This is a genomic window from Klebsiella sp. HMSC16C06, from assembly GCF_001808325.1.
Classification (GTDB): Bacteria; Pseudomonadota; Gammaproteobacteria; order Enterobacterales; family Enterobacteriaceae; genus Klebsiella; species Klebsiella variicola.
The window spans coordinates 576,128-587,250 of record NZ_KV793012.1 but is presented as its reverse complement, the minus strand read 5'-3'; the positions used below and the strand labels follow the sequence as shown (position 1 = coordinate 587,250).

General features: G+C 56.1%; 10 protein-coding genes. 3 read left to right on the top strand and 7 right to left on the bottom strand.

Annotation, left to right across the window (positions count from 1 at the left end):
- Positions 1-6: 6 nt before the first annotated feature.
- Entirely contained in the window at positions 7-987 is a 981-nt protein-coding gene (locus tag HMPREF3142_RS21650) for a sugar ABC transporter substrate-binding protein (protein WP_008805613.1), read from the bottom strand.
- Positions 988-1,398: 411 nt separating this feature from the next.
- Between HMPREF3142_RS21650 and HMPREF3142_RS21645 the strand changes: the two genes are divergently transcribed.
- Positions 1,399-3,708 carry a molybdopterin-dependent oxidoreductase gene (locus HMPREF3142_RS21645; RefSeq protein WP_070612548.1) on the top strand — a complete coding sequence of 770 codons (2,310 nt, stop codon included), beginning with the start codon at positions 1,399-1,401 and terminating at the stop codon, positions 3,706-3,708.
- 107 nt (positions 3,709-3,815) lie between these two features.
- Here HMPREF3142_RS21645 and HMPREF3142_RS21640 read toward each other — a convergent pair whose 3' ends face one another.
- Together HMPREF3142_RS21640 and mtnC are read right to left on the bottom strand one after the other, a co-directional pair.
- Positions 3,816-4,358 carry a 1,2-dihydroxy-3-keto-5-methylthiopentene dioxygenase gene (locus HMPREF3142_RS21640; RefSeq protein ID WP_008805615.1) on the bottom strand — a complete coding sequence of 181 codons (543 nt, stop codon included), beginning with the start codon at positions 4,356-4,358 and terminating at the stop codon, positions 3,816-3,818.
- On the bottom strand, positions 4,355-5,044 hold the full coding sequence (gene mtnC, locus HMPREF3142_RS21635) for an acireductone synthase (protein WP_008805616.1): 690 nt from the start codon (positions 5,042-5,044) through the stop codon (positions 4,355-4,357). The genes HMPREF3142_RS21640 and mtnC overlap by 4 nt, the downstream gene beginning before the upstream one ends.
- 140 nt (positions 5,045-5,184) lie before the next feature.
- Here mtnC and HMPREF3142_RS21630 point away from each other — a divergent pair, with 140 nt between their 5' ends.
- Positions 5,185-6,330, top strand: coding sequence for a pyridoxal phosphate-dependent aminotransferase (locus HMPREF3142_RS21630; protein ID WP_162499994.1), 1,146 nt, complete (start codon positions 5,185-5,187; stop codon positions 6,328-6,330).
- On the opposite strand, the gene HMPREF3142_RS21625 is transcribed toward HMPREF3142_RS21630, so the two are convergent.
- The 4 genes from HMPREF3142_RS21625 to dsbG form a co-directional block, all read right to left on the bottom strand.
- Positions 6,331-6,957, bottom strand: coding sequence for an IbrB-like domain-containing protein (locus HMPREF3142_RS21625; protein WP_012542464.1), 627 nt, complete (start codon positions 6,955-6,957; stop codon positions 6,331-6,333).
- Positions 6,942-8,165, bottom strand: coding sequence for a phosphoadenosine phosphosulfate reductase (locus HMPREF3142_RS21620; protein WP_012542463.1), 1,224 nt, complete (start codon positions 8,163-8,165; stop codon positions 6,942-6,944). Before HMPREF3142_RS21620 ends, HMPREF3142_RS21625 begins: the two co-directional genes overlap by 16 nt.
- A gap of 111 nt (positions 8,166-8,276) precedes the next feature.
- The gene (gene citR, locus HMPREF3142_RS21615; protein WP_070612546.1) at positions 8,277-9,209 is read right to left on the bottom strand and encodes a DNA-binding transcriptional repressor CitR; all 933 of its coding nucleotides are present in this window, start codon (positions 9,207-9,209) and stop codon (positions 8,277-8,279) included.
- Between the two features lie 180 nt (positions 9,210-9,389).
- Positions 9,390-10,139 (bottom strand): thiol:disulfide interchange protein DsbG, encoded by a 750-nt coding sequence (gene dsbG, locus HMPREF3142_RS21610; RefSeq protein WP_022065704.1) that lies wholly within the window; start codon positions 10,137-10,139, stop codon positions 9,390-9,392.
- Positions 10,140-10,550: 411 nt separating this feature from the next.
- Here dsbG and ahpC point away from each other — a divergent pair, with 411 nt between their 5' ends.
- Positions 10,551-11,114 (top strand): alkyl hydroperoxide reductase subunit C, encoded by a 564-nt coding sequence (gene ahpC / locus HMPREF3142_RS21605; RefSeq protein ID WP_002894394.1) that lies wholly within the window; start codon positions 10,551-10,553, stop codon positions 11,112-11,114.
- The last annotated feature ends 9 nt before the right edge of the window (positions 11,115-11,123 follow it).

Genomic DNA, 11,123 nt, shown 5'->3' with positions numbered 1-11,123 from the left:
GATTTATCACTGCAGTTCGCCGTATCCCAACTGTTTATACACCGCTTTCGCCTCCTGCGGACCTTTCACCGGTATCACCGGGATAAAGGTTTGCACCGGCAGTTTCTGACCGGCAAAGTAGCGGGCCACGTTGTCGGCGGAGGTCTGGCCAATCAGATGCGGCTGCTGCGCGACGTTAGCCACAAACGGACTGCCGGGCTCTGCCATGATCTCCAGCGTCTCCGGACCGGCGTCGATGGCCGTCACTTTCACGTCCTTATCACGGCCGGTCTCTTCCAGTGCCTGGACGATACCGATGGCCGGTTGATCCCAGCAGGCGACATGGATGGCGTCCAGTTTGCCTTTCGGATACTGGCTGAGTAATTCGAGGGTTTTCTTCCGCGCGTCTTCCGGCGAGTTGGCGAACTGTTCCGCGAGCTCAGGCTGGATAATATGAATATCCGGATAATCCTTAAGGACATATTTCCACTGATCGTAGCGAATTCCGCAAATACGCAGCGCGCTGGAGAACGCGTTAAATACGGCGACGTTGCCTTTGCCGCCTAATTCATCCGCCATGTAGCGGCCGATGGTCGAGCCTAAGGTGTAGTTATCGGAGGTGGTATTGTTGACCGAATATTGAGAAACATGATCCACGGTAAATACCGGGATACCAGCATCACGCAATGCTTTAAATTTTGGTTCGACGGCGCTGTCGCCGAGAATACTAATTACCGCGTCCACCTTGCGTGACAGTAAAATATCGTGATTATTGGCATGCACCTGATTATCGCGACCGCCATCAACGCCAATGACTTTGCCCCCCAGTTTCTCCACTTCCTCTGTCGCACCCTTAAAGGCCTCGCGATCCCAGAAATGCTGAGTGCCGACAACGGCAACGCCAATGGTTTTTCCCTGTAAGGAGAGGGCGTCTGCGGCAGTGACGCTCAGCGAGGCAAGGGAAAGCAGTCCCAGCGCGGCAGGCAATAATTTTCTCTTCTGCGACATTGTTATTATGATCCTGTGATGAAGGTGGTTGCGGACCGGTAGCATGACAAGAAGCACCTCGCCACCTCAAATACAAAATAAGTCTAAGTTATGCCGGGAATGTTATATCGCAGAAACGCCAGAGAAAAATGTTATTTTGCCATCGGGAACCTGAAAATATTTCATGATGCAAAATATACCTTTTTATTTTGTGGTTTTATTTTTGACTTATTCCGTGTTTATTTAACGGATAAAGACGGCTTTCTGTTTATAGTAATGGCGTGGAGAAATACGGCCCTTGCAGGGGAATGCAGGTGATTTCGCGGGCTAATACTTTTTTTAGCAGAGTAATGTCTGGCTGGGACGGGGATATTTCCGTCATTTCCTCGATTTATTTTAACGAGTTTTTTGGCTGAGAAGAACGCGAGTGCTATGAAGAAACAGCATAATTATACGGTGATGCACTGGGGAACGTGGCAGGTGGAGAGCCGCGAGGGCGATATCGTGGCGGTTAATCCGGTGCCCTGGGATAAAAATCCGTCACGCATTGGTCAGTCGCTCCCCGACGCGGTGACCAGCCAAACGCGCATTCGCCGTCCGGCGGTGCGCGCCGGCTATCTTCAGCAGGGCCCAGCGTCACGAGAAGGGCGAGGCAAGGAGCCCTTTGTTGAAGTCAGTTGGGAGGTGGCGCTCGACCTGCTGGCTCGCGAGCTGCGCTCGGTCAAGGCGCGCTGCGGCAATGAGGCGATCTACGGCGGCTCCTATGGCTGGGCCAGCGCTGGACGCTTTCACCATGCGCAGAGCCAGCTGCACCGGTTTCTCAAGGGCTTTGGCGGGTACACCGCCAGCACCAATACCTATAGCAGCGCCGCGGGCGAGCGCATTCTGCCGCATATTCTCGGGCCGTTGAGCCCGCTGCACCGTCAGCATACCCATTTTTCCGAGCTGGCGCGGGAGTGTCAGCTGTTTGTCGCCATCGGCGGACTGCCGCTGCGCAATGCCCAGGTCAACGGCGGCGGCGCCAATGACCATATGCTGCCGTACTGGCTGGATAAGATGCAGGCCAACGGCACCCGGTTTATGAATATCAGCCCGGTACGCAATGACCTCAGCGCGGTGCCCGACGCCGAGTGGCTGGCCATTCGGCCGGGCACCGATACCGCACTGCTGCTGGCGCTGAGCTATGTACTGATCGCTGAGTCTCTCTACGACCAGGCGTTTGTTGCCAGCCATACCGTCGGGTTTGCCCCCTATCGCGCTTATCTGTTGGGCGAGCACGACGGCGTAGCGAAAACCCCAGCGTGGGCGGCGGCGATTACCGGCCTGGACGCCCAGCGCATCGCCGACCTGGCGCGGGAGATGGCCCGCCACCGGACGATGGTGAATATCTCCTGGTCTATCCAGCGCGCCCGTCAGGGAGAGCAAGCCTACTGGGCGACGGTGGCCCTGACCGCGCTGCTGGGACAGATCGGCACGCCGGGCGGCGGCCTCGGGTTTGGCTACGCCTGCACTAACCTGGCGGGCGCGGTGCGAAAAGCGTTTTCCGGCCCACGCTTACCCGCCGGGGAGAATGCGGTGGATAGCGTTATCCCGGTGGCGCGGCTGTCCGATATGCTGCTGCACCCGGGAGAAGCCTATGAGTTCGACGGTCAGCAGCTGCGCTATCCCGACATCCGTCTGGTTTACTGGGCGGGAGGCAATGCGTTTCATCATCATCAGGATATCAACCGACTGTGCGAGGCCTGGCGCCGTCCGGAGACGGTGGTGGTGCATGAGCAGTACTGGACCGCGCAGGCTAAATTCTCCGATATTGTCCTGCCAGCCACCACCTCGCTGGAGCGAGAGGATATCGGCAGCGGCGGTCACGACGGGTTTATGATCGCCATGAGCGCGCAGATCCCGCCGGTGGGCGAAGCGCGTGACGATTACGCCATTTTCCACGATCTGGCCGATCGGCTGGGCTTCGGAGAACAGTTCAGCGAGGGGCGGGACGCCGGGCAGTGGCTGCGTCATCTCTATGAGGAGTCAAGACCGCGGGCGCAGGAGGAGGGTATTGCGCTGCCTTCGTTCGAGGACTTCTGGCAGCAAGGGGTGCTGGAGTACAGAGCGCCGGAGCGGCCGCAGATCTTTCTCGCCGATTTTCGCGCCGATCCGCAGCGCTATCCGCTCTCCACGCCCTCCGGCAAGATTGAACTCTTTTCCGCCACCGTCGCCGGGTTTGGCTATCGTGAATGCCCGGGCCATCCATGGTGGGATGAGGAAGAGGCCGCCCGGCAGCGGCAGGAGGCGGCGCGGTGGCCGCTTCATCTGCTCTCCAGCCAGCCGCGTGCCCGCCTGCACAGTCAGTACGACCACGGCAGCGTCAGCCGGGCGACGAAAATTCAGGGACGCGAGCCGCTGTGGATGCATCCGAGCGATGCGCAGGCAAGAGACATCCGCGAAGGCAGCGTGGTGAAGGTCTATAACGACCGCGGGGCGATTCTGGCGGGCGTGCACCTGAGCGAGCAGATTTTGCCCGGCGTGGTACAGATGTCCACCGGCGCCTGGTATGACCCTCTGGATCCCAATGAAAAAGGATCGCTCGATAAGCACGGTAATCCCAACGTGTTAACCGAGGATCGCGGCAGTTCGCGCCTGGGGCAGGGCTGTAGCGCCCAGAGCTGTTGGGTGGAGATCGCCCCGTGGCGTGAGGCACTGCCGCCGATCACCGCCTTTGATCCGCCGAGGTTTATTGAGGTTTAGGCGTTGGCGCTCGCCGGCGGCGGGGCGGGTAGTCCGGAGGAGGCGCGGTATGCGCCGCCTCCGGCAAAGCCCGCGCCTGGCGGTTTAAGACTGACGACAGTTTGACGTTACGCCAGCCGCGGGTAGGCGCTGGCGATATCGTCACCGGTAAACTGGGCGATCCAGCCTTCCGGGTTATCAAAAATGCGAATGGCGGTGAAGTTCGGTTCTGAACCCATATCAAACCAGTGCGGGGTGTGGGCGGGAACCGAAATCAGATCGTTCTTTTCGCACAGTACCTGGAACACCTCGTCGCCAATATGCAGGCAGAACAGGCCGGCGCCCTCGACAAAAAACCGCACCTCGTCTTCGCCATGGGTGTGCTCGTTGAGGAATTTTTCCCGCAGCGCCTCTTTTTGCGGGTTATCGGCGCGCAGGCTGATGACGTCCCAGCTCTGATAGCCCTTTTCGGCGACCAGTTTATCAATCGCATGCTGATAGGCGGCAATGACCGTTTCCGGGCTGGGATTTGCGCCGAGGTCACGGTCGGCCTGCCAGCGCTCGAAGCGGACGCCTTTGGCGTTAAGTTGATCCTGAATCGCTTTGGCGTCGGTGCTGTGCCAGAGCGGTGTTTGCGGATCGGTCACGGAAAAAAGAGTTAATGCGCTCATGCTGGGATCTGCTCCGGATGAATGTCGTCAAAACGCTGAACCTGAGGATGGTGGCTCGCCGGGTCGCGGTCGCCGCGTACCAGCTGGATCGTTCGCAAACCTGCAGCCTCGGCGGCGTCGAGCTCCTGATGGATATCCGACAGGAACAGGATGGTGCCAGGGGCATGGCCCAGGTGTTCAGCAATGTTACGGTAGGACTGCACCTCGCGTTTGGCGCCTACCAGGGTATCGAAATAGCCCGTGAACAGATGAGTAATATCACCTTCATCGCTGTAGCCAAATAACAATTTCTGCGCGGCAACGGAGCCTGAGGAATATACATAAAGATCAATGCCCTGCGCTTTCCATTTCTCCAGCGCCGGCAGTACGTCCGGATAGAGATGGCCGGTAAAGTCGCCGTTGAGATAGCCGTCACGCCAGATGATCCCCTGCAGCGCCTTTAGCGCCGTGGATTTACGGTCTTCGTCCATAAAGGCGAAGAGGGTAGTGATAAGGTCGGCGGTGCTGGCGGCCGGGGCGTCTGTCTCGCGGCGCAGGTTGTCGAGAATGGTTTTGACGGGCTCAGCGTACTGCTGAGCGGTCACAAAGCCGGCCAGTCGTTCGCGGGCGTAGGGGAACAGCACGTTATGCACGAAGCGGATATCGCTGGTGGTGCCTTCTATGTCGGTCACGATGGCGCGGATCATGGTTTCTCCAGAGTGGCGTGGCGCGGAATAACATTAGCATTTAGACGTCTAAGCGTCTTGATTGCCAAATATTAACATCGTGTTATAGTGGCTTCAACAACAGCATTACAATCGGTATAAAAAGAATGAGCAATAACCCTTTGATTCCAGAGAGTAAACTTCCTGCGCTCGGCACCACGATTTTTACCCAGATGAGCGCCCTGGCCCAGCAGCATCAGGCCATCAACCTGTCACAGGGCTTTCCCGATTTCGACGGCCCGCGCTATCTTCAGGAGCGTCTGGCCTACCATGTGGCGCAGGGGGCGAATCAGTACGCCCCGATGACCGGCGTGCCGGCGCTGCGCGAGGCGATCGCCGGGAAGACAGCGGAGCTGTATGGTTACCTGCCCGACGTCAATAGCGATATCACGGTCACCGCCGGCGCGACGGAGGCCCTGTACGCGGCGATCACCGCCCTGGTGCGCCGCGGCGACGAGGTGGTCTGTTTCGATCCCAGCTATGACAGCTATGCCCCCGCGGTGGCGCTGGCCGGCGGCGAATTACGCCGTATTGCGCTGCAGCCGCCGCATTTTCGCGTCGACTGGCAGCAGTTTGCTGCGGCGCTGAGCGATAAAACCCGTCTGGTGATCCTCAATACCCCGCACAATCCATCAGCCACCGTCTGGCAGCGTGAAGATTTCGCTGCCCTGTGGCAGGCGATTGCCGAACGCGAGATCTATGTCCTCAGCGATGAGGTCTATGAGCACATCTGCTTTGCCGAGGGCGGCCACGCCAGCGTGCTGGCGCATCCCCAGCTTCGCGAGCGGGCGGTGGCGGTCTCCTCGTTTGGCAAAACGTTTCATATGACCGGCTGGAAGGTCGGCTACTGCGTAGCCCCGGCGGCCATCAGCGCCGAACTGCGCAAGGTGCATCAGTATCTGACCTTCTCGGTGAATACCCCGGCGCAGCTGGCGATCGCCGACATGCTGCGCGAAGCGCCTGAGCACTATCGTGAGCTGCCGGCGTTTTATCGGGAACGCCGCGATCTGTTTATTGAAGCGCTGCGCCCAAGCCGACTGGAACTTCTGCCCTGTGAAGGGACCTATTTCCTGCTGGCGGACTACAGCGCCATTTCCGATCTTGACGACGTCAGCTTCTGCCGCTGGCTGACGACCGAAGTCGGGGTGGCGGCGATCCCGCTCTCCGTCTTCTGCGCCGATCCGTTCCCGCACAAGCTGATCCGCTTATGCTTTGCCAAACAGCCGGCGACTCTGTTGGCTGCGGCGACGCGTTTGTGCCAGCTGTAGTCACTTAATCGTCCACGCCTGGGAGAACTGGCGGCCAGCGAACATCTCCGTGAGGCCGCTAATTTGCTTCAGGCGCAATACCTCATCGGCATCCATCCCCAGCTCTTTGCCGATTTTCTGTGGCGTCCAGCCAAGCTGGGTCAGTTCGCGGACAATCTCTGACATGGCGTGGATTTGGTGGCGCCCGCGCGCCCGGTTATGGCGTATGGTCGCTGCCATCAGCCCGTCACGCGAGGCGGCTTCACTCGTCAGGCAGGTCACTGGCAGATAACCTTTCAGCGTTTTTTTCAGCACCGCTTTGCTGCAGGCCAGCTCATGACGGTGAAAACCGTCGACAATCGTATACGCCTGCGGGCTTTGCTGGATGACGACGACCGGCTGGGTAAAGCCGTCGGCTTCCAGCGACGTTTGCAGCAGGCGTTTTTCCGGTGGCGCCACGTTATTCGGATTGTAGTCGTTGGGGATGACCTGCTCCTGTTTTACCCACAGCACGCAGTCAACGGGCTGGGAGCGGAAGGGACTGCGCTGGTGGAGCACCTGACGAAACGCATTGATTGCCTCGATGCGCGCCTCGTCATCCAGCGTTTGCAGATAAGCGTCCAGCGCCTGCGTCAGTTGTTGTTGCATAATATTCCCCATTGTTGGCGATGTTTTTCCATGCGTTTACGGTAGCGCTGATAGTGGCTGCTTTTGGTCGGGCTAAACGAAAGCTGACGGCACCAGTAGTCGTTATTGAGCAGCACTTTGCAGACCCGCCGCCAGGACGGGATATCTTTGGTGCCAATGTCCGCAGGCTGGGTGTCCGGAATATCTTCCATGCCTTTTTTCTGATACCAACGCAGGTAGACGGCGATTTTGTTGCGGTAGTGCTCGGCAGTGGTTTCCGGCATGCTGTCGAGCAGGAACAGCGCATAGCTTTTCCATGTCAGGTGGTCGGGCTTGTCGATTTTTCGGTGGCCGTAAAATTGATTATCATGCCCGGCATAGACCCCGCCGCTGTGTGCGCCGCTCACCCGCTGACACATTGCGGCCCAGCGCTCAGGCTCCAGCACATGGTAGAGCCACAGCCCCTGGCGCTGCTCCGGACCGAACGGTTCGCAGATGCGCATATAGCGCAGCGGCACCCCGGCCTGATACATCAGATCGTACAGAGGGTTATAAGACTGCCCGCTTTTGGCAAACCAGGTCCAGATGTCGGCCGTTTTCCAGTCATAGAGCGGGTAGATGTACCAGGCGTGGCCGCCCGGCGCCGAGGTGGTCCAGGGTTTATCATCGGCGAAGCGCTGTTTACGCTGCGAAGAGATGGCCATAAAGCGATTCAGTGACTCGTCGGCGCGAATGCCCACCAGCACGGCGGCGGGGCGCCGCTGTGAAAACCACTCGGCGAAGTGGCTGACAAAGGACTCAAAGCTCATCCCCGGTTGATAAAATGAAAAATAGCCCGGGTGGGTAATCGCCCAGGGCGGCGGCTGACGGACCCAGTCGGCCCCGGGCTCCCAGCATTGCCATTGCGGTTTATACTGCGTCAGCGCGTTTTGGGTGGTGAGCGGCAGGGCGACCCAGTAAAAGGTTTCGACAACATCCGCATACAGCGCACGCAGTTTTTCGCAGTGGGCGATGGTGCAGGAGAACTGCGCTTCCCAGTCAATAAACAACACACTGATTTTTTTACCCTGTAACCGCGCCGCCTGGGCGGTTAAATGCAGCATGACGGTGGAGTCTTTTCCACCCGAGAAAGAGACGCAAACGCGTGAAAAATTATCCAGCACCCACTGGATGCGCTGCTCAGTTGCCTGCAGCACCGATTCCGGTAAGGGATATTTAATAAACGACATGACCATTAATCCTTTAATAGTAGAGCTTCCCGTTTGTTCAGTATAAACGATGAGCGCTGCGAAATTAATGGTCGATCTGCATTCAAACAGAGTGTGAAAACAGGTGGGCAGTTACTCACTATTATTAAGTTGTGGGCGTGATATATCTCTGTCATTCATTAGAATGGAGATTAATTCAGATATAAAATGATTTTGTGTAGATGATTGATGGTAGTTAATGTATATCGTGATCTCTGGAAAAAGTGCCTCTATATCGAGAGCGTGAAGTGGCATGGCCGGGGAAATAAAATCATATAAATAGGAGGGGATGAAGCCAATTAAGTCGGTTTTATTGATCATGTTAAGAATGGTCATAAAAGAGTCGCTGCGAAAGGCAATATTACCCGGATTTAACCATGGCGTGCTGCTTTGCTGGACGCGCTGAATGACAGGATCGTTGGTGATATAGTGGGTGAAAAATTCCTGTGCCAGCGCTTCAATCGACGTGAGTTGATCTCGCCGCGGATGGTCCGCCCGGCAAACCGCCAGCGTCTGCACCGTCTGATAGGGCTGACAGATCGTGGCGCGGTTGGTAATAGGCATTCGGGTGAACACCAGGTCCGCCTGGCGATACGCCAGCAGCTCCTCAGCCGATTCCGTGGTGGTCAGGTTATGGTGTTCAATCTGCAAATTGGCCTGATGACAGAGCTCATTAATCATAAAATGGCTATTCACTGAACAGAACAGCGGAGGGCCATATATCACGATACGTTTACGCAGTTCGGAGCGATTATTGAGATTGATGGTTTTTTCCAGCTGTTCGAGATTTTGTTGCAAATGATAATGAAGATTGACACAGGCGGTAGTGGGCGTCATCCCTTTCCCAACGCGAACAAATAACGGATCGTTTAACTGCTGGCGCAAACGCTGCAACGACTGGCTCACCGCTGACGGGGTGATAAATAACATGGCGGCTGCTTTGCTAATGCTCAAATGTTGATAGATACATTCAAAAATAACCAATAAATTCAAATCGAACTTTTTCAGATCGTAAAGATTTGCCATTAATGCAGTCCTGTGTATTATCAGCGCGGGTGGAAATATTCTTAGTGAGAATGTTGATTGGCTTAATATTTGCGGTGTGAATTTAATTACCGGACTATAACGTTAAGTTCTGCTTAATATATCTTATCGTCGTCAGGGGCGCCAGCGGTCGTTGTTATCTGGCGCCATTATGCAATGGGATTATTCTTGTTCGCCCATCATGATCTGCAGTTTTTCTTTATCCGGCAGGCCGACCACCTGCTGCAGCATATTATCCTTATTCATATAGTAAATGGCTGGCGTGACGTTGGCCCCCAGTTCGTCCATCAGTTGCTGATTAACGTTGAGCACTTTCATTTTCTCCGGCGGAATAGCCTGCGGGATCGTCAGGGCCATTTTTCCATTCGATTGCTCATAATCATGCCAGGTCTTCGCCGGATCCTTGGTGGCCAGAATCGCGGCGGCGGTGGCCGGGCTTTCGGGCTTGATCACCCCCACCAGCAGGGTGCGGATCTGCACTTTACCGGCTTCCACCCAAGGGCGGGACTGCTGCCAGAACTGTTTACAGTAGGGGCAGAAGGGATCGGCAAAGACATACAACACGATGGGGGCGTCCTTATTGCCATCCTGCAGCCAGTGGGCGCTGGCCATCTTCTTCCACATCTCCTGTCCTGCCGGCGTGTAGAGCTCTTTTTGAAACAACTGCTCGCTGAGGTTGTTGCCGTTCTCGTCATACATATAGCCGGAAATGGCATGTTTGCCGTCCGGCGTGAGGTAGATGGTGACCCCCATGTCCTGGTATTTGCCCAGCCAGCCTTTCATTCCCCCCGGCGCCTCAAAGGGTTTTATAATAGTAATGCCCTGTTTTTCAATCGCTTTTACCGGAGCGGGGAGCTCCTCCGCCTGGCTGCATAACGGAAAAAGGCTGAGCAAGAGAAGACGCTTTAACATGAATATTCCTTGTAAAATCAGCAGGAAAGGGCAAAACGATTGTCGAACCTATCACAGTCATAGGCAAGATCAGCAGAATGACGGATTGCCCTTTGCTGGCGTGGGTGATGTAATCCTGGATGCTGTTACATTAAGGTAATGTAGAGCGCAACACATAGCCAGTCTGACTGGCGCTGAACCTACCTTCGGGTATTTCAGGTAACGGGGCCGCCTGAAAGGGTGGCCTTTTTACTTTTGTCGCGGCAAATGATGCGAAAAACAGCGATCAGCGCTGAACGCGTCGACAGGTTCACAGAGTTGTCTTGTTCCGGTTGTTAGATAACGCTTATTGATTCGATAATGTAAACGCATTGGTCGGGTCAGGAAAAATTCGTTAACTTAGACCTCAACGAAAACACGGAGGAAGTATAGATGTCCTTAATTAACACCAAAATCAAACCGTTCAAAAACCAGGCATTCAAAAATGGTGAATTCATCGAAGTCACCGAGAAAGACACCGAAGGCCGCTGGAGCGTCTTCTTCTTCTATCCGGCTGACTTCACTTTCGTCTGCCCGACCGAACTGGGCGACGTGGCTGACCATTACGAAGAACTGCAGAAGCTGGGCGTAGACGTTTACTCTGTGTCTACCGATACCCACTTCACCCACAAAGCGTGGCACAGCAGCTCTGAAACCATCGCGAAAATCAAATACGCGATGATCGGCGACCCGACTGGCGCCCTGACCCGTAACTTCGACAATATGCGTGAAGATGAAGGTTTGGCTGACCGTGCCACCTTCGTGGTTGACCCGCAGGGTATCATCCAGGCGATCGAAGTTACCGCTGAAGGTATCGGCCGTGATGCGTCTGACCTGCTGCGTAAAATCAAAGCGGCGCAGTACGTTGCTTCTCACCCAGGCGAAGTCTGCCCGGCTAAATGGAAAGAAGGCGAAGCGACACTGGCTCCGTCTCTGGACCTGGTCGGTAAGATTTAAGTCTGTTTG

Bases quoted from the DNA above. Each gene is read 5' to 3' on its own strand.
- HMPREF3142_RS21620 (WP_012542463.1), bottom strand. From the start codon at position 8,165: ATGTCGTTTATTAAATATCCCTTACCGGAATCGGTGCTGCAGGCAACT.
- HMPREF3142_RS21650 (WP_008805613.1), bottom strand. From the start codon at position 987: ATGTCGCAGAAGAGAAAATTATTGCCTGCCGCGCTGGGACTGCTTTCC.
- HMPREF3142_RS21645 (WP_070612548.1), top strand. From the start codon at position 1,399: ATGAAGAAACAGCATAATTATACGGTGATGCACTGGGGAACGTGGCAG.
- dsbG (WP_022065704.1), bottom strand. From the start codon at position 10,139: ATGTTAAAGCGTCTTCTCTTGCTCAGCCTTTTTCCGTTATGCAGCCAG.
- HMPREF3142_RS21640 (WP_008805615.1), bottom strand. From the start codon at position 4,358: ATGAGCGCATTAACTCTTTTTTCCGTGACCGATCCGCAAACACCGCTC.
- citR (WP_070612546.1), bottom strand. From the start codon at position 9,209: ATGGCAAATCTTTACGATCTGAAAAAGTTCGATTTGAATTTATTGGTT.
- HMPREF3142_RS21625 (WP_012542464.1), bottom strand. From the start codon at position 6,957: ATGCAACAACAACTGACGCAGGCGCTGGACGCTTATCTGCAAACGCTG.
- mtnC (WP_008805616.1), bottom strand. From the start codon at position 5,044: ATGATCCGCGCCATCGTGACCGACATAGAAGGCACCACCAGCGATATC.
- ahpC (WP_002894394.1), top strand. From the start codon at position 10,551: ATGTCCTTAATTAACACCAAAATCAAACCGTTCAAAAACCAGGCATTC.